This window comes from Streptomyces sp. NPDC050121 (assembly GCF_044460385.1).
Classification (GTDB): Bacteria; Actinomycetota; Actinomycetes; order Streptomycetales; family Streptomycetaceae; genus Streptomyces; species Streptomyces soliscabiei.
On the sequence record NZ_JBITJV010000012.1, the window covers coordinates 54,589 to 73,409 of the forward strand.

Annotated in this window: 7 protein-coding genes and 3 pseudogenes; 5 read left to right on the forward strand and 5 right to left on the reverse strand. The window is 71.2% G+C overall.

What is annotated here, in order from left to right; genetic code table 11:
- Positions 1 to 2: 2 nt before the first annotated feature.
- Positions 3 to 1,571 (reverse strand): hypothetical protein, encoded by a 1,569-nt coding sequence (locus ACIBTS_RS19830; protein WP_399320870.1) that lies wholly within the window; start codon positions 1,569 to 1,571, stop codon positions 3 to 5.
- A gap of 96 nt (positions 1,572 to 1,667) precedes the next feature.
- Positions 1,668 to 6,836: a family 43 glycosylhydrolase gene (locus ACIBTS_RS19835; RefSeq protein WP_399320871.1), complete on the reverse strand. Its 5,169-nt coding sequence runs from the start codon at positions 6,834 to 6,836 to the stop codon at positions 1,668 to 1,670.
- A 247-nt stretch (positions 6,837 to 7,083) separates the two neighbouring features.
- On the opposite strand from ACIBTS_RS19835, the gene ACIBTS_RS19840 reads away from it, so the two are divergent.
- Positions 7,084 to 10,458 (forward strand): pyruvate carboxylase, encoded by a 3,375-nt coding sequence (locus ACIBTS_RS19840; RefSeq protein WP_399320872.1) that lies wholly within the window; start codon positions 7,084 to 7,086, stop codon positions 10,456 to 10,458.
- A 5-nt stretch (positions 10,459 to 10,463) separates the two neighbouring features.
- Here the strand turns inward: ACIBTS_RS19840 and ACIBTS_RS19845 are convergent.
- Positions 10,464 to 11,446 (reverse strand): annotated as a pseudogene (locus ACIBTS_RS19845) (STM4015 family protein).
- A 247-nt stretch (positions 11,447 to 11,693) separates the two neighbouring features.
- On the opposite strand from ACIBTS_RS19845, the gene ACIBTS_RS19850 reads away from it, so the two are divergent.
- From ACIBTS_RS19850 to ACIBTS_RS19865, 4 genes and pseudogenes are all read left to right on the forward strand, one after another.
- On the forward strand, positions 11,694 to 12,806 hold the full coding sequence (locus ACIBTS_RS19850; protein WP_399320874.1) for a M23 family metallopeptidase: 1,113 nt from the start codon (positions 11,694 to 11,696) through the stop codon (positions 12,804 to 12,806).
- Between the two features lie 143 nt (positions 12,807 to 12,949).
- Positions 12,950 to 13,672, forward strand: coding sequence for an FAD binding domain-containing protein (locus ACIBTS_RS19855; RefSeq protein WP_399320875.1), 723 nt, complete (start codon positions 12,950 to 12,952; stop codon positions 13,670 to 13,672).
- A 61-nt stretch (positions 13,673 to 13,733) separates the two neighbouring features.
- Positions 13,734 to 14,087: pseudogene (locus ACIBTS_RS19860) on the forward strand (zinc ribbon domain-containing protein); the annotation flags it as partial.
- Between the two features lie 35 nt (positions 14,088 to 14,122).
- Positions 14,123 to 14,524: pseudogene (locus tag ACIBTS_RS19865) on the forward strand (radical SAM protein); the annotation flags it as partial.
- A gap of 6 nt (positions 14,525 to 14,530) precedes the next feature.
- Here ACIBTS_RS19865 and ACIBTS_RS19870 read toward each other — a convergent pair.
- Positions 14,531 to 16,558 (reverse strand): RICIN domain-containing protein, encoded by a 2,028-nt coding sequence (locus ACIBTS_RS19870; RefSeq protein ID WP_399320877.1) that lies wholly within the window; start codon positions 16,556 to 16,558, stop codon positions 14,531 to 14,533.
- Between the two features lie 110 nt (positions 16,559 to 16,668).
- Positions 16,669 to 18,711 carry a beta-galactosidase gene (locus tag ACIBTS_RS19875; RefSeq protein ID WP_399320878.1) on the reverse strand — a complete coding sequence of 681 codons (2,043 nt, stop codon included), beginning with the start codon at positions 18,709 to 18,711 and terminating at the stop codon, positions 16,669 to 16,671.
- Positions 18,712 to 18,821 lie beyond the last annotated feature (110 nt).

Below are 18,821 nucleotides of genomic sequence, written 5' to 3' on the forward strand. Positions count from 1 at the left end.
AGTCAGCCGACCGGCAGCGCCGCCGCCAGGGCGCGCAGCGCGCCCTCTCCCAACGCCGGGTTGGCGGCGGCGTGGTGGGCGAGCTCCTCGTCGTCGAGAAGCTCCGTCAGCCGGGCGGGCGGAAGGTTCGGGTGGCGCGCGAAGGCCGCCCGCACGGCGGCCTCGGGATCCCGGCTGAGCCGCTCCACCGTGGCCGGCGGGGTCCCGGGGTCGCGGGCGGCCAGCGCCCGCACGGCCGGATCCTCGTCGTCGGCGTAGACGGCCAGCCCGTCGGTCGGGAAGTGCGGCCGGGCGACGAGATGCGCGCGCTCGGGGCCGATGTACTCCAGGAAGCTGCGCAGCAGGAGGGCCGCCGGGGCGTCCGGATGGTTCTGGGCCAGCAGGACACGGACGCCGAGGTCGTCGTCGGCGGCCAGCCGGGCCACGAGGTCCGGTGGCAGAGCGTGCTCCCTCGCGGCCTCCCGGCGCAGCATCGGGTGCCCGGAGAGCGCGTCCCGGCGGACGGCCTCGGGGTCCCTGGTCACCAGACACTCGGGGTAGAAGCGGAACGGCTCGTCCAGGGGGACCTCGTAGTCGATCGCGGTCCGTTCCACCTCGGTCCACCCGGGGTGGACGGACACGGACAGCCGCACCTTCGGGTCCGGGTCCGCCGCGAGGACACGCCGGTCGTCCTGGTCGAGGTCCGGGTGGCGGGCGACCGTCTCGCGCACGCCGGCTTCGGGATCCGCGACCAGCGCGCGGCGCTCGACGGCGCCGAGGTCCGCACGGCGCGCGATCTCCCACCGGACCTCCGGGTCCGGATCGGCGGCCAGGAGGACCACGACGTCGGGAGGGAGACTGGGGTTGCCCGCGATCATCCGCCGGTCCTCGGGACCGGCCGGCGCGGTGAGGACGCCGTCCACGACGGCCCGGCTGAGAGCATCGTGCAGCAGCATGCCGGTGCGGGCGTGACAGGGCCGGTCGGGCAACTCGCTCTCCACCCACGCGGGATCCTCGTGGCGCAGCCAGTCCTCGGCCCTCTTGCGGACCTCGTCGTCGGGGTCCGCGAGCAGCGCGGCCCGCGTCTGCGCGTCGTGCCACGTCCACATGCCGACGCCCCAGGCGCGGACCTTCGCGTCCGGGTGCGTCGCCATGGAGCGGCGCAGTCCGAGGGAGAACTGCCAGTAGAAGCTCCCGCCCAGGTGCTCGGGGTCGTAGGTGTTCATCATGTGGACGACGGCGTCGTCCGGCAGCGGCCGGGACTCGGCCGGGGCAGTGGCCCGGGGCGCCTCGGCGAGGTGGGCGCGCACGAACCAGTGCGGATCGTCCAGCAGCCGCACTCGTTGCGCCGGGTCGACGTGGGGGTTGCGGGCGAAGAAGCTGCGGGTGCGGTGGTCGGGATGCTCGATGACGGCGTCGACGACCGCCTCGGGCAGGATCCGGTCCCGGCACAGCACCATCCGCACGGCGAGCGGCGCCCGTGCCAGCAGGTGCAGCAGGACGTCTTCCGGCGTCGAGGGATTCAGGGCGACCCCGGCAAGGCGCCGGGTGGCGAGATCGGCGTCCTGCCAGATCTGCTCAGGTGTGGGCATGCGTCGTGTCCCCCCAGGAAACGATTGGGCCCCCTGCCTCGGGCAGGGGGCCCATGACCTTAACCGCCCGGCTCGATCAAGAGCCAGACGACTGCGCTACCGGTGCCGGAGGCCGACCGTGAGGACGCCGGTGACCTTCGCCGGGCGGCCGCTGTCGTAGACCACCTTGCCGTCGGACTTCTTCCAGATCTTCATGACGAAGAAGTCCGGGTTGTCGGTCGCGGTGACGCGGAAGGCGTAGCCGCTCTTGCCGTCGACCGTGCCGGAGCCCTGCAGGACGGCCTGCGAGCCGGACACGACCAGCCAGTCGAAGCCGGTGGAGCGGAACTTCAGACGGGGCTGCTTGAGATCGAAGGCGAGCTGCCCGACCGGGGCGGAGAAGCCCGGCAGATAGCCGGCGGAGAGGGAGAACTTCGCCTTGCCGGCGATCCCCGCACCCACCACCGGGCCGGCCGCCCGGTCGTACACGATCAGCTCGGGGAGCGTGCTGTTGACCGAGCCGCCGTCGTCGTCGGTGACGGTGATCACCGGACGCCGGATGCCCGCCGAGGCGTAGGTGTGCTCCGCCCGGCAGCCGGACGAGGTGACCGTGCCGGGGGCCGGCTTGCCGCCGTCCTTCCAGTCGACCACGCAGGTGTGGGTGTCACCGGCGCCCGGGTCGGTGAACCGGGCGGTGACGGCCGTGGGCCGGCCGACCGACACCGGGCCCGACGGGCCGGTGACCGATGTGATCGACGGAGCCGCGTTGGTCACGGTGACGGTCGCCGTGTCGGCGCTGCGCCCGCCCGTCAGGGTGAGGGTGTAGGCGCCGTTGTCGGTGCAGGTGACCGACGTCCTGGCGGCGGCCGGGTCCGCGACCGTGCACGGTGCGTCCGCCTCGACCGTCCACCGTGCGCCGCCGGCGCCGGAGACCGTGCCGTTCAGGGCGATCGCGGCGCCCTCCACGCCCGTGGCGTCCGGACCGGCGTGGACGATGGTGACCGGGTCGATGCTCGTGAGCGTGGGCACGACCTTCTTGATCAGGCCGTCGGCGTCGAACTCCATCTTGTCGATGGTGGTTTCGCGGTGCATGCCGTCACCGCCGGGGATCGCGAACCGGTGGTAGGCGATGTACCAGTCGTCGGTGCCCGGTACCTGGACGACCGAGTGGTGGCCGGTGCCCAGGATGCCCAGCGAGGTGTCCTTCTGAAGGATCACGCCCCGCTTGGTCCAGGGGCCGGTGGGGGAGGGGCCGGTGGCGTAGGCGACGCGGTAGTTCTCGTCCCGGGTGTCGTTCTCCGACCACATGAAGTAGTAGGTGCCCTTGCGCTTCACCACGAACGTGCCCTCGTTGTAGCCGCTCGGGGTGATGTCGGTGATCTTCGAGGCGTCGAAGGAGACCATGTCACCGTTCAGCGGTACGACATAGGCGTGGCCGTTGCCCCAGTACAGGTACGACTGGCCGTCGTCGTCGGTGAACACCGCCGGGTCGATCATCTGGCCGCTCATCTGGCCCGCCTTGAGCAGGGGCTGTCCGAGGGCGTCCTTGAACGGACCGGTCGGCGAGTCGGAGACCGCGACCCCGATGTTCGCGTCGGCGCAGAAGTAGAAGTAGTACTTGCCGTCCTTCTCGGCGATCGTCGGCGCCCAGGCCCTGCTGTCCGCCCAGCTCACGTCGGGACCCAGGTCGAGGATGACGCCGTGGTCCGTCCAGTGCACCAGGTCGGTCGAGGAGTACGCCTTGAACTGCGTGCCGCTCCAGCCCTCGAAGCCGTCGGTCGTCGGGTACATGTAGAAGGTGTCGCCGAAGCGGACGATGTTGGGGTCGGCGTTGAGACCCGGCAGGACCGGGCTTTTCATGATGAGCGCCGAGACCGTCCAGGTGCGCTTCTTGCCGTCGGAGCCGGTCACCTCGTACGTCACCGGCTTGCTGAAGTCCTGGACGCTGCCCGAGGCGGGGGAGATCGCCGCGCCGTGGGCGAGGGTGAACTCCGGTGCCAGCCGGGTGAGATCGGTGCCCTCCTTCGCGGGGAGCGTGATGCGGCTGCCCGAGTTGTCGATGAGCGCGTCCACCTTCAGCGCGGAGGCCGTCACCCGGGCGACGCCCGCCGTGTTGCCGCTGAGCTCCATCACCTCGGCGGCCGTCAGGGCCCGGCCGTAGATGCGGAAATCGTCGACCTCGCCGCCGAAGTACGGGTCGCCCGAGTACAGGGAACGCCCGATGTAACCGCTGTAGTCCTTGTTCGCGTCGTAGAGCTCGGACGGCTTGATGGTGGTCGTCGTGCGGGCCGCCTCGACGCCGTCGACGTAGAGGATCATCGTGCCGGTCGCGCCGTCGAGGGTGACGGTGACGTGCCGCCACTCGCCGGGCGTGAGCTGCCGGCCGGCCGTCAGTTTCGACTCCGCCGACCAACTGGCCTTGCTGATCGCCGAGTAGAGGCTGGAGCTGCCGTTGGAGGGGGTGGCGAAGAGGTACTTGTTGCTGTCGGGGCCGAGCCCGAACAGCCACTGGAAGTTGTCGCCGCCCTTCCACTTCGCGTACGTCGAGACGGTCACGCTGTCGGCGTTCTTCAGCACGCCGTTCGGGATCTTCACGTAGGGGGACGTCGCGGAGTCGCCGGACATCTTGAACGAGCCGCCGTCCACGCCGGTGCCGAAGTCGGGCGTGTGGACGTAGGTGCCGTGGTAGCCGTGTCCGCTGGAGTCAACGGCGATGTTGCCGGACGTCTCGTCGAAGCCGTAGTCCAGCAGCAGGTCCGCCGGGACGTCAGCACCCTCCTCGGACACGGTGACCTCGGCCCGGACCGGTATCGCGGCGCCGTCGGGCAGGCTGCCGGTCACCGTGAAGGTCCCGGCCTGCGCGTACGCCGACGCCGGGACGTCGTCCCAGGTCACTGCCACCGGACGCTTGACGCCGTCCGCGTAGGTGGCGATCACGGTCGCCGGGAGCACCGGGGCCTCGCCGATCCGGGTCTTCACCGACACGCCCTCGACGCTCGAGACGAGCTGGTCCGGCTGGTAGGCGCGCAGCAGCCGGTCGTACTCGGCCTGTGTGACCGGCAGGACCGTGCCGTGGCGGGGCTTCGACGGCAGGTCGTAGCCGGTGGACGGGGTCCAGGCGCCGGAGGCGAGGTCCGTCGTCTCGAACGGGATGTAGCCGCGACCGCCGAACTCGTCGAGGAACGCGTACCACTTCTCCTCGGTGTTGGACTTGAAGACCAGCGGGCCCTCGGCCGCGTTCATCGCGCCCTTGCCGATGCCCTCGGCGACCGGGCTCCAGGAGAGGTTCAGCAGCGAGTCGCTCTTCTCCTCGAAGATGAACTTGCTGTTGGGCGTCGAGGAGGTGTTGTTGCGCTCGTCCTTCGAGAGGCGGAAGTACGTGCCGTCGTGCTGGATGACGGTGGAGTCGATGACCGAGTAGCCGCGGTCGATCCAGACCTTGGGCTCGCTGAACGTGTAGAAGTCGCGGGTGGTGGCGTACATCATCCGGTTGTAGGTGTCGCCGGAGTGCGCCGCGTTGTCGTACAGCTTCGACGCCCAGAAGACCACGTACTCACCGAGCTTGGTGTCGTAGTACGCCTCCGGCGCCCAGGTGTTGCCGGCGCTGTCGGGGGAGATCTTCACCAGGCGCTGGTTCGTCCAGTGGACGAGGTCGGTGGACTCCCAGATCATGATGGACTTGCTGCCGGTGCGCTGGGCGGCGTCCCAGTCGCCGTTGCCGTAGATCCGGAGGTCGGTGGCGATCTGGTAGAACTTGTCGCCCTCGGGGGAGCGGATGATGAACGGGTCGCGCAGGCCCTTCTCGCCGAGCGTGGAGGTCAGGACGGGCTTGCCGTCGTTCAGCTCCCGCCACTTCAGCGGGTCGTTGCCCTTGCTCAGCGCGGCGTAGAGCTGCTCGCCGTCCGCGGTGCCCTCGCCGGTGAAGTAGCTGAACATGTAGCCCTTGAGGGCTTCCTTCGCGGGCAGTTCGGGGACCTTCGCGGTGAACGTGCGGGTCGCCGTCGCCGTGCCCTTGGTGACGGTCGCGGTCAGGTCGACCGTGGTGGCGCCGGCGCCGTGCGCGGGGCGGTGGACCACGCCGTCGGCGGAGATCACGTCCGGGGTCGCGGAGGACCAGGTGACGGAGGTGCCGTAGGAACCGGTTGCCGGGAGGGCGAGGTTGCCGCGGACGTCGTCGAGGTTGTGGACGCTGAGGGCTTCGGCGGCCTGCTCGGCGGCGGTCCCGTCGTCGAAGGCGGCAAGGACCGTGACGTCGAACGACTTGGTGTCCGTGACCGTGCCCTTCTTCAGGGTCGCCGTGAGCGTGGCATGGCCGTCCGGCCCGCCCGCGGCGGGACGGGTCACCTTGCCGGCGTCCGACACGACGTCGGGGTTGTCGCTGGCCCAGCTGATCGCGGAGCCGCCGGCCGTGCCGGTCTTCGGCAGGCTCAGATCGGCGGTGACGGCGCCGGTGTCGCCGAGGTCCAGTGCGGCCTTGTCGTCGGCGACGCCCTGCGTGGCCACGGGCAGGGCGAGCTGCTCCACGTCGGAGGCGGCCAGCGCGCGGTCGTACACACGGAAGTCGCGGATGTCGCCCTTGAAGAGCCTGTCGCCGGAGTAGACGGACTTGCCGAGGTAGTTGGCGGTGGTGAGGCCGGCGCCGATCGAGCCGGGGGTGATGGTGACCGAGGTGTTGCGGGCGACCTCGACGCCGTCCTCGTACAGCACGCCGGTGGTGCCGGACTGCGTGTAGGTGAGGTGCTTCCACACCGAGCGGGTCAGGTTGTGGGAGTCGGCAGGCTTGGTGGTCTGCTCCGTCGACCAGTTGCCGCTGGCGATCGAGGTGCGCAGGGAGTTGCCCGTGGTGAAGAGGTAACCGTTGCCGTTGCTTCCGCTGGAGTTGCCGAAACCGTAGAGGAAATACGGCGTCGACTGGCCGGCGTCGATCCGCACGTCCATGGCGACGCTGATCGCGTCCATGCCCTTCATGACGTCGTTCGGCATCTTGATGTAGGTGTCGGAGCCGTTGAAGGCGAGGCCCTGGCCGGTGGACGACCACCCGGCGGCGCCGTTGACCGTGCCGTCGCGGCCGTGGCCGGAGGCGTCGGTCACCGTGGTGCCGGAGGCGGCGTCGAGCTTGTACCACAGGGCCAGGCCGTCAAAGACGTCGGCAGCATTCGCAACGTCCACCGCGTGTACGGGAGTTGCCGCACCGGCCAGGCCCATGAGCAGTGAGACGGCGGTCACCGCGGCGAGTTGTCCCGCCCCGCGTCTCGCGCGTCCGCGGAGTCGTTCCCTGTGCGTCATGTAAGCCTGCCGTTTCAGCTGTGTGACGTGATGTTGCGAGAGTGTCAAACGGCGTACGGTGCGGCGTCAAGAGATCTCGAATGATGTCCGACAGGTCGAACGGGGTGGCGGTCTGATCGGGCGTCGAATGTAGTCGGACACGGTCCGAACGAGCGAGACATGCGGTGAGTGGGCCGACTCACATGGCCAACACGGTCACTCACCGCCACGATGGGTCCCGTCACCGGCAGGCTGAAGGGGTCCCAGGATGTTCCGCAAGGTGCTGGTCGCCAACCGTGGTGAGATCGCGATCCGTGCGTTTCGCGCCGGCTATGAGCTGGGCGCGCGCACGGTCGCCGTCTTCCCGCACGAGGACCGCAACTCACTGCACCGGATGAAAGCCGACGAGGCCTACGAGATCGGCGAGCCGGGACACCCGGTACGCGCCTACCTCTCCGTCGAGGAGATCGTGGGCGCCGCCCGCCGGGCGGGCGCCGACGCCGTCTACCCCGGCTACGGGTTCCTCTCCGAGAACCCCGAACTGGCCCGCGCCTGCGAGGAGGCGGGCATCGCGTTCGTCGGCCCCGACGCGCAGACCCTCGAACTGACCGGGAACAAGGCCCGGGCCGTCGCCGCGGCCCGGGAGGCCGGCGTGCCCGTGCTCGGCTCCTCGGCGCCCTCCAGCGACATCGACGAACTGGTACGCGCCGCGGACGACATCGGCTTCCCCGTGTTCGTCAAGGCGGTCGCCGGCGGCGGCGGGCGCGGCATGCGGCGCGTCGAGCACCCGGCACAGCTGCGCGAGTCCATCGAGGCGGCGGCCCGCGAGGCGGCGTCCGCGTTCGGCGACGCCACCGTCTTCCTGGAGAAGGCGGTCGTCGACCCCCGCCACATCGAGGTGCAGATCCTCGCCGACGGCGAGGGCAACGTCATCCACCTCTTCGAGCGTGACTGCTCGGTCCAGCGCCGCCACCAGAAGGTCATCGAGCTGGCCCCCGCCCCCAACCTGGACCCGGAACTGCGGGACCGCATCTGCGCCGACGCCGTGCGCTTCGCCCGCCGGATCGGCTACCGCAACGCGGGCACCGTGGAGTTCCTCCTCGACCCCGACGGCAACCACGTCTTCATCGAGATGAACCCGCGCATCCAGGTCGAGCACACGGTCACCGAGGAGGTCACCGACGTCGACCTCGTCCAGGCCCAGCTGCGCATCGCCTCCGGCGAGAGCCTCGCCGACCTCGGCCTGTCGCAGGAGACGGTCACCCTGCGCGGCGCGGCCCTGCAGTGCCGTATCACCACCGAGGACCCCGCGAACGGCTTCCGCCCGGACACCGGCCGCATCAGCGCCTACCGCTCCCCGGGCGGCTCCGGCATCCGCCTCGACGGCGGCACCACCCACGCGGGCACGGAGATCAGCGCCCACTTCGACTCCATGCTGGTCAAACTCACCTGCCGGGGCCGGGACTTCAAGACCGCCATCGGGCGGGCCCGGCGTGCCGTGGCCGAGTTCCGCATCCGTGGTGTGGCCACCAACATCCCGTTCCTGCAGGCGGTCCTCGACGACGCCGACTTCCAGGCCGGGCGCGTCACCACCTCGTTCATCGAACAGCGGCCGCACCTGCTCACCGCACGCTCCTCCGCCGACCGCGGCACGAAGCTGCTCACCTACCTCGCCGACGTCACGGTGAACAAGCCGCACGGCGAACGCCCCGAACTGATCACCCCGGCCACCAAGCTCCCGCCGCTGCCCGACACCGAGCCGCCGGCGGGCTCCCGCCAGCGCCTGGTCCACCTCGGCCCCGAGGGCTTCGCCCGCTGGCTGCGCGAGTCGCCCACCATCGGCGTCACCGACACCACCTTCCGCGACGCGCACCAGTCCCTGCTCGCCACCCGCGTGCGCACCAAGGACCTCCTCGCCTCCGCCCCGCTGGTCGCCCGCACCCTGCCGAACCTGCTCTCCCTGGAGTGCTGGGGCGGCGCCACCTACGACGTCGCCCTGCGCTTCCTCGCCGAGGACCCCTGGGAGCGGCTGGCGGCCCTGCGCGAGGCCGTGCCCAACATCTGCCTGCAGATGCTGCTGCGCGGCCGCAACACCGTCGGCTACACGCCGTACCCGACCGAGGTGACCGACGCCTTCGTGCAGGAGGCCGCCGCCACCGGCATCGACATCTTCCGCATCTTCGACGCCCTCAACGACGTCGGCCAGATGCGGCCCGCCATCGACGCCGTACGCGAGACCGGCACGGCCGTCGCCGAGGTCGCCCTCTGCTACACCTCCGACCTGTCCGACCCGAACGAGCGCCTCTACACCCTCGACTACTACCTGCGGCTCGCCGAGCAGATCGTCGAGGCCGGCGCCCATGTCCTGGCCGTCAAGGACATGGCGGGCCTGCTGCGCGCCCCGGCCGCCGCGAAGCTCGTGGCCGCCCTGCGCCGCGAGTTCGACCTGCCGGTGCACCTGCACACCCACGACACCGCCGGTGGCCAGCTCGCCACCTACCTGGCCGCCATCCACGCGGGCGCGGACGCCGTCGACGGCGCCGTCGCCTCCATGGCGGGAACCACCTCGCAGCCCTCGCTGTCCGCGCTCGTCGCCGCGACCGACCACTCCGAGCGGCCCACCGGCCTCGACCTCCAGGCCGTCGGCGACCTGGAGCCCTACTGGGAGGGCGTCCGCAGGATCTACGCCCCCTTCGAGGCCGGCCTCGCCTCTCCGACCGGGCGCGTCTACCACCACGAGATCCCCGGCGGACAGCTCTCCAACCTGCGCACCCAGGCCGTCGCGCTCGGCCTCGGCGACCGCTTCGAGGACATCGAGGCGATGTACGCCGCCGCCGACCGCATCCTCGGCCACCTGGTGAAGGTCACCCCTTCCTCCAAGGTGGTCGGCGACCTCGCCCTGCACCTGGTCGGCGCCGGCGTCCTGCCGCAGGACTTCGAGGCGACGCCCGACCGGTACGACATCCCCGACTCCGTCATCGGCTTCCTGCGCGGCGAGCTCGGCACCCCGCCCGGCGGCTGGCCCGAGCCGTTCCGCAGCAAGGCGTTGCAGGGCCGCGCCGACGCCAAGCCCGTGCAGGAGCTGACCGCCGAGGACCGCGAAGGCCTGGAGAAGACCCCCCGCACCACCCTCAACCGGCTGCTCTTCCCCGGCCCGACACGCGAGTTCGAAACCCACCGCCAGGCCTACGGCGACACCAGCGTGCTCGACAGCAAGGACTTCTTCTACGGCCTGCGCCCGGGCAAGGAGTACTCCGTCGACCTCGAACCGGGCGTCCGTCTCCTGATCGAACTGCAGGCCGTCGGCGAGGCCGACGAGCGCGGTATGCGCACCGTCATGTCGACCCTGAACGGCCAGCTGCGGCCCATCCAGGTCCGCGACCGGGCGGCGGCCTCCGACGTCCCGGTCACCGAGAAGGCCGACCGCACCAACCCCGGGCATGTCGCCGCGCCGTTCGCCGGCGTGGTCACGCTGGCCGTCACGGAAGGCGACGAGGTGGAGGTCGGCGCGACGATCGCCACCATCGAGGCGATGAAGATGGAGGCCACGATCACCGCCCCGAAGGCCGGCCGGGTAAGCAGGCTGGCCATCAACCGCATTCAGCAGGTGGAGGGCGGTGACCTGCTGGTGGTCGTGGACTGAAGCGCTCACTCGCCGGCGGACACGTACCGTCCCCCGTCCGCGTACTCCCGCTCCTGCTCGGAGAGGTCGACCGTCACCCCGTGGGGCTCCAGGGCCTGCCGCACCCGTTCCATCATGGCGTCCGTCAGATAGTGGTGGCGCAGGTCCAGCTCCCGCAGATGCAGCAGCGGCCGGCCGGACAGCAGGGCCTCGGCTCCCGCGTCGCCGAGCGTGCCGCGGCCCAGGTGCAGGGCCGTGAGACGGGCGACGACGGGCGCGCAGGCCACGGCGGCGGCGATCTCGTCCTGGATGTCCGCGTTCTGCAGGCCCAGCCGGCGCAGCGCGGGCAGCCGGGAGCCGGGAGCCGTCCAGGATCGGCGCGAGGTCGGCCACCGTGGTGCTGCGGCCGTACGACTCGTCGCCCAGCCACAGGTCCAGGTGCTCGAGGGCGGGCAGGCCGGAGGCGGTGAGGCCGTGCACCACCTGGGCGGGAAGCCCGCCGTTCTCGAAACGCAGGACCCGCAGCGACTCGTGGCGCAACGGCGTGAACTCCAGCCCCGGCTCGCCGCTGAAGCCGCCCCCGGAACCGCGCACGGCGAGCTCCTCCAGCCGGGGGTACGCGGCGAGGAACGGGCTGACGTCGGCCTGGACGATCCACGAGAGCTCGGCCTCCTCGAATTCGAGGTCGGCGAGGTAGAGGGCGCGAAGACCCGTCAGCCGGTCCGCCGCCGCGGCGAGCAGTGCGGCCGTCTCACCAGGGTCGGCGGCGTCGTGCTCGGTACCGTAGGCGCCCGCCCCGAGGACCAGCGCCCGCACGCCGGCCGGGTCCACGGTGTCGAGGAAACGATCCCAGCATTCGGCGTAGTCCTCCTCGAAAACCCCCTCGCCGCGCCGGGAAGAGCCGCCAGGCGACGGCTCCCGGCTCCGGCAGGGTCGCGGGGCCCTCGCCGGGCAGCGGGAAGTCGAACACCGGCAGGCCGTGCAGTTCGCAGAGGTGACCCAGGGCCATGGCAGGAGCCTTCCGTGCGGGACGGCGGTCGGCGACAGGAGATCCCCGGCCCGTGCGCCGCCTGTTCTATCAAGGGCCGCTGACAGGATCGGCCCGCCGACCGCCCGCCGGCGGCCAGGTCTGCCCTCGCGGACAGCAGGTCTGCCCCCGCGTCCGGTGACGTCCGCCGCGCGGCGGGCTAACCTCCGGCCGTGAACACCAGCGCCTTCCCGGACCGGCTTGTGACGGACCGTCCGGAGCTCTCCGCGTGAGCGACGAGCACGCCCTCGAGACCCGCCCGGCCGGCGAACCCGCGACCCCGCCCGCACCGCGGCCGCCCGAGCCCAGGCCTCGCCGGCGCGGTCCCGGCCCCTTCACCCTGCTGGTGCTGCCGGGCCTGGTCACCCTGTCGGTGGTGGCCGGATTCCTTGTCCTGACCGGCGGCCTCCCCGCGGACTGGACGCCCGGCGACAGCTCGGAGCAGCCCGCAGCCGACGGCATCGACGAGACGTACGGGCCCTGGCTGCACAAGGCGGCCGAAGCCTGCACGGTCGTCACCCCTTCCCTCCTCGCCGCCCAGATCGACCAGCTGTCCGGCTGGAACAACGACAGCGCCACGACGTCCGACGAACAGGGCATCGCCGCCTTCACGGCCGCCGGTTGGCGGACCTGGGGCAAGGACGACGACGGCAACGGCAGCTCCTCGCCACACGATCCGGCCGACGCCATCATGGCGTTGGGCCGGCAGGACTGCTCCCTCGCCGGGAAGATCACCGACCTCAGGACCGACGGGACCGTCGCCGGCGAACTCGTGGACCTCACCCTCGCCGCCTACGCGGTCGGCACGGACGCGGTGGCCACGGCCGGGCGGGTGCCCGCCGCGGCACACACCTACCTCACCGAGGTGAAAGCCCTGTTCACCCGGTACGAGGCGTTCGACCGGGAAGACTTCAGCGGCGGCGGACAGGCGAACGCGATCCTGGCCGCACCCGTCACCACCCTCACCATCACCTCCGCGTACGGATCGCGTCGGCACCCGCTCACCGGCGTCACCAAACTCCACACCGGCGTCGACTTCGGCGCCCCGCAGGGAGCCCAGGTCTTAGCGGCCCGCGACGGCCGGGTCGTGTTCGCGGCCATGACCAAGGCGTACGGCAACCGCGTCGTCGTCGACCACGGCGCCATCGAAGGCAAACGGCTGGAGACGACGTACAGCCATCTGTCGGCCATCGAGGTCACCGCCGGACAGACCGTGCGGACCGGAACCCCGATCGGAAGGGTCGGCTCCACCGGCCTGTCCACCGGCCCCCACCTGCACTTCGAGGTCATCTACGACGGCTCCTACACCGACCCGCAGCCCTGGCTGGCGCTGAACGGCTGAAAGGGCTCAGGGGTTCGACGCGGTGCAGCCATGAGCCCGGTATGCGCCCCCGCGCACGTGGGCAGAATCCGTTCTGCCATTGATCATGCGGGGGAGCGACACCTTCCTCCCCACGAACCTCCAGGGAAGGCAGGTCGGTTGTCGTGCAGTTGCGTCTTCCCTCCTCCATATCGGAAGCACAGCAGTGTCTGGCCGAGGGAGCGGTACCGGTGGGCGGCGCCACGCTGGTGTGGGCCGGCTGGCAGCGCGACGGCTTCCCCGAACAGGCCGTGTCGCTGCGCAATCTGCCGGAGGCCAACACGGTCGGCCCCGAGGAACTCGGCGGGGCCGTCCTGCTGCACCGGGTCGACGCGACCGTGCCCGAGGTACTGCACCGGGCGGCCTCCGGCGTGGGCACGGGCGCGGTGCGCCGGGCGGCCACGGTCGGCGGCAACATCGTCGGCAGCACCCTGCGCTGTCTGCTCCCGGCCGCCCTCGTCCTGGACGCCAAGGCCGTCGTCCTGGAGCCCGAAGGCGTGTACGAGACCGACCTGACCGAGCTGCTGGCGAAGCGTCATGTGCTGCTCGCCCTGCGCTGGCGCACGCCCCTGGCCAGCGGCTATCGCAAGCTGGAGGGCGCGGCGGGCGGCCCGCCGCCCCTCGTCGTCGCCGCCGCGGTGCACGCCGAAGGCGACGCCCCGGCCCGCCTGCGCGTGGCGGTGCGCGACGGCTACGAGGTGCTCAGCGAGAGCACGTCCTACGACGCCGACGCCGAGCAGGTCCTTCAGGCCCTGGCGGGCACGGACCTGGGCGCCCTGCCCGCCATGGCCCGGGACGCGGTCCGCAGCGAGGTCACCGACGTGCTGGCCCGCGCCGCCGGCGCCTGAGGCCCGCCCCCAAGACGCTCCGGGTCACGTCTCCCGCACGGGTGCGTACACGTCGGGGTCGAGGAACGTCGCGCAGAAGGCCGGGCTGAACCGCTCCATCAGCCAGGAGGCGTGGGGCCGCACGGTCACGATGCTGTCGTACAAGCTCGCCCTGCGCGGCGGCGCCCTGGTCAAGGTCCCCGCTCCGGGCACCTCCCTGCGCTGCTCTGCCTGCGGCGTCACCACGCCGGGCAGCCGGGAGGACCAGGCCACGTTCGTGTGCAAGAACCCCGGCTGCGGCTTCGAGGCGAACGCCGACTGGAACGCGGCCCGCAATATCTTGCACCTGTACCGGATCGGCCACGTGGCGATCCCGGCTGCCGGAAGGGCAGTCGTCAGGCGCGCTCGCCGCGTCAAGCCCGCCGCCGCAAGGTAGGGGGGAATCTCCCGGCTTCAGCCGAGAGAACACTTCAACTGTGGATCAACGCCGCCGAGGGCCACACCTACGGGGACGCCGAAGCCGACGACTGGACCGTGCTCGACCCGCTCTTCCCGTACAGCCGCCACCCGCACCGCAGCGCCGGACTGCCCTGCCGCACCGGCGAGTCCGTGATCTCGGTCGACGGCGAGGGCACCGTCCGCCGCTGTCACTTCGTCCGGGCCGAACTCGGCAACCTCTACGACGGCTCGTACCGGGCCGCCCTGCGCCCGCGCCCCTGCCCGCTCGCCGTCTGCGACTGCCACATCGGCTATGTGCATCTGGAGACGCTCCCGCTGTACGACGTCTTCGCGGGCGGAGTCCTGGAACGCGTCCCCGCACAGCACTCCGCCCACATCACGACGATCGCGATGCGGGCGAAGACAGCGGACTAGCAGGCGCTACGGCGTCACGTCCGTGACCCTCCAGCGCTGGTTGGAACCGGAGTTGGGCTGCCATGTGGTGACGGCGGCACCCTCGTTGGTCGCCTGGCCGCCGACTTCGAGGAGTCGCCCGGTGGCCACGTTGACCAGGGTCCATGTGCTGTCACCGGTGGTCGACATGATCCACTCGGTGGCCGGGTCCCGCTCGCCGGTGTCGGGTTCCACCACCGGCACGTTGTCGCGGACGGCGAGGCGCTTGCCCTCGGCCGGGTTCGCGAAGACGTAGTGCTGGCGGGCGCCGGTCTTGCCGTAGCGGGCGTCCAGCTGCCACTGCTGCGCGGTGGAGCCGTTGGCCGAGCCGATGACCAGGTTCGTTCCGTTGGCGGCGACGGTCACCGCCTTGCCGCTCTGCACGCCGGTCAGCGTGTAGGAGTGGCCCTTGCTGAACAGGCCCGCGTTCTTCGCGACGCCCGAGACGCCCTTGATGGCGAAGGAGGTCACGGACTGCGCGGGAACGGTGTACGTCGCCTTGCCGTCGACGACCTTGACCGGAGTCTGCTGCTTGAGCTTGCCGTCGGCGCTGGTCACGGTCGGTGTCACGGTCGCGTTGCCCTTGATCGTGCGGAACTTGGACAGGTCGATGGTGACCGTGCGGGCCGCGGTGGTGGAGTTGACGTGGACGAGCGAGGCGCCCTTGCCGTCCTTGGTCACGGCGGCGGCGCTGGAGGTGTCGTCGACCTTGATCAGCTTGTCGCCGGGCTTGATGAAGTGCGTGAAGTTACGGGCCGTGTCGAACTTGGTGTTGGTGTGGATCGGGCACGACTGCAGGGTGTCCGTCTTGGTGCAGCTGAACGGGAGCTGGACCTCGCCCCAGTTGCCGCCCTTGGCGGACTCGCCGCCCGGCTTCATGTTGTCGTAGTCCTCGACCGGCTGCCAGAAGACCCAGGCGGTGGGCTCCAGTTCGCGCAGGTCGTTCACCATCTGCTGGGCGAGCCCGAGGCCCGGCCGCATGTCCGTGAAGCTCTGCCCGTCGCCCCAGTCGCCCTCGACCTCGCTCATCCACAGCGGCTTGTCGGCGGCCTTGGCGAGGTCGCGCACGGTGGTGCGCTGCCCGGTGCCGTAGGTGTGGACGTTCATCTGGCCGACGACGTCCTTGGCGGCCTGCGAGTAGGAGTTCCAGTTCGTCGCGAAGATGGACGGGTTGGTCTCGTCCATCGCCGCGATCTCGGCCTTGACCTTGGCCTTCTTCAGCGCGGGCGGCAGCGCGGCGAGCACCTTCTGCTGGAGCTCGGGGCCGATGTGCGCGCCCTCCTGACGGCCGCCGACGGGCTGGCCGTTCGCGTCGAGCCGGGTGCCCCAGTAGCCGGTGTTGGGCTCGTTGAACGGGTCGATCGTGTCGACCTTGATGCCCTCGGCCTTCTCCAGCCGCTTCGTCGCACCCGCCAGATAGGCGGCGAAGTCGTCGACCGAGTCGGTCTTCAACTGGTCGGTGTTGGCGTTGAACCCGCCGGAGACATAGCCGCTGTTGGTCATGAACCACGGCGGGGAGTTGCTGAACGTCTCCCAGTGGTCGATGTCGTTCTTGATGCGATCCACCCACCAGCGCTGGGTGGCGTCGGCGTTGTTGTTCCAGTCGGCCGGGTCGTCCGCGCTCCACCAGTCGGTGTCCTCACGGGTGGTGCCCGCGGGCGCCTTCCACCAGCCCTGGACCGCGCCGCCGGGCCGCAGGTAGTCCTTCACGTCCGGCGCGTTGCCGCCGCCGATGTTGTAGCGGGCGATGTTCAGCGCCAGGCCGTCGTCGCCGAAGAGCAGCTTGGCGAGCTTCTCGCGGATCGCCGGCGGGTAGTCGCCGGTGGCGTTGGCGAACCAGACCAGACTGGTGCCCCAGCCCTCGAACTTCTGCTGGTGGTACGACGGGTCCGGCGTCACGGTGACGGCGGCCTCGGCGTGCGCCTGTACGGGGACGCTGAGAAGCGCGGCCCCGGTGGCCAGCGCGGTGAGTGCGGCGGCCCCGAGGGACCGTCTGCTGCGGGTACGGCGTGCCATCTGTGCTCCCAACTGCGGTGCGGTCGCTGTGGTGGGCCCCTCCTGCCCACGCGGGCAGGAGGGGATGGCCCCCGGCACGGGTCAGGTCGTGCCGGGGAGTCGTGGGTTCTCTACAGGGCGGCCTGGCGCAGTACGGCGACCGCGCGGGGCCCGAGGACCAGCGCGCCGTCCGTGCGCTCACCGATAAGGACCTCGCCCTCGACGCCGGTCACCGGGACCGTCTCGTCGGTCCGGTTGACCAGGAACAGGAACCGTTCCGCGGCGCCCCGGCGCACGGTCAGCTCGACCTGCCCCCGCAGGCCGGCGGGGAGTTCGCTGCTCACCCCGGCCGGCTCCAGCAGCCTGGGCAGCAGCGAGCGCAGCCCGTCGACGCCGAGGCGGGTGGAGACGTACGACGCGGAGCCGGCGCCCGTGGTGCGGCGGGTGATCGCCGGGCGGCCGGTGTGCACCCCGGAGGCGTAACGGGCCAGCACGGCGGTGTCCGGGTCGGCGACCGTGATCCGGTCGGTCCACAGGCTGCCCGAGGTGGCGTCGTCCAACTCCACGCTCTCCCCGGCGAGCAGCGGAGCGAACTCCTCGACGCGGATGCCGAGCAGGTCGCGCAGCGCGCCCGGGTAGCCGCCGAGCCAGACGTGGTCGTTCTCGTCGACGACCCCGGAGAAGTACGTGGTGACGAGGTGGCCGCCCTGTTCGGCGTAGCGCGTCAGCTCCTTGGTGAGCTCGGCGGGGACGACGTGCAGGATCGGCGCGATGAGCACCTGGTGGCGGGAGAGCTCGGAGCGGGTGGTGACGAGGTCGGCGCGCACGCCCAGGGCGAGCAGCGCCGAGTACCAGTCGAGCGCCTCCTGCCGGTAGTCCAGCAGGGCGGTGGGGTGCGAGTCCTGCTCGCTCGCCCACCACGACTCCCAGTCGTAGAGGATGCCGACGGCCGCCGACTCGCGCTCCGAACCCGCCACCGGGGCAAGGGCCTTGAGCTGGGCGCCGAGGTCGGCCACGGCGCGGAACAGGTCGCTGTCCTCGCCGGCGTGCGGGACCATCGCCGAGTGGTACTTCTCGGCGCCGGCCGCCGACTGCCGCCACTGGAAGAAGCACACCGCGTCCGCGCCGTGCGCCACATGCAGCAGCGAGTCACGGGCCAGGTCGCCGGGCCGCTTCGCCACGTTGACGGGCTGCCAGTTGACGGCACTCGTGGAGTGTTCCATCAGGAACCACGGCCGGCCGCTCGCGATGCCGCTGACCAGGTTCGCGGAGAAGGACAGCTCGTCACGGTCCTGTGGGCCGGGGTGGACGTAGTGGTCGTTGGAGACGAAGTCGATCTCGCCCGCCCAGTCCGGGTAGTTCATGCCCTTGGTGCCGCCCATCACCATGAAGTTGGTGGTGACCGGGATCTGGGGCGTGATCTCCCGCAGGATCTCGCGCTCGGCGACGAGGTGGTCCTTCAGCACGTCCGAGGAGAACCGCTTGAAGTCCAGCTGCTGGGTCGGGTTCGGGTGCGCGGCGGCCTGCCGCGGCGGCAGGATCTGCTCCCAGTCGCTGTAGCGCTGCGACCAGAACGCCGTGCCCCAGGCGTGGTTGAGGGCGTCGAGCGCGCCGTAGCGGGCGCGCAGCCAGACGCGGAAGGCGCGGGCCGCGTCGTCCGAGTAGTCGTAGATGTTGTGGCAGCCCAGCTCGTTGGAGACGTGCCAGGCGACCAGGGCCGGATGGTCCTTGTACCGGTCGGCGATTTTCCGCACCAGACGCAGGGCGTGCTCGCGGAAGACGGGAGAGGTGGGCCGCCAGTGCTGGCGGGCGCCCGGCCAGAGCGTCTCGCCGTTCGCGGTGACCGGCAGGATCTCCGGGTGGGCGGTGGTGAGCCACGGCGGCGGGGAGGCGGTGGCGGTGGCCAGGTCCACGCCGATGCCGCCCGCGTGCAGCAGGTCCATGACCTCGTCGAGCCAGCCGAAGTCCCAGGTGTCCGGGCCCGGCTGGATGCGGGCCCAGGAGAAGATCCCCACGGAGACGACGTTGACGCCGGCCTCCCGCATCAGCCGGACGTCCTCCTCCCACACGTCCCGGGGCCACTGCTCGGGGTTGTAGTCGGCGCCGTAGGCCAGACGCGGAGCGGGGTCACCGTCCGACCCGCGCAGCATGCGGGACTGGAGGGTGGAGATCATGGCGGTCCTTCCGAAGGTGGTGCACGGGGGCGGGGGGGGGGGGGGGGGGGGGGGGGGGGGGGCGGGGGGGGGGGTGATATTGTTCATAGAGTAAGACATAAAGAAGAAAA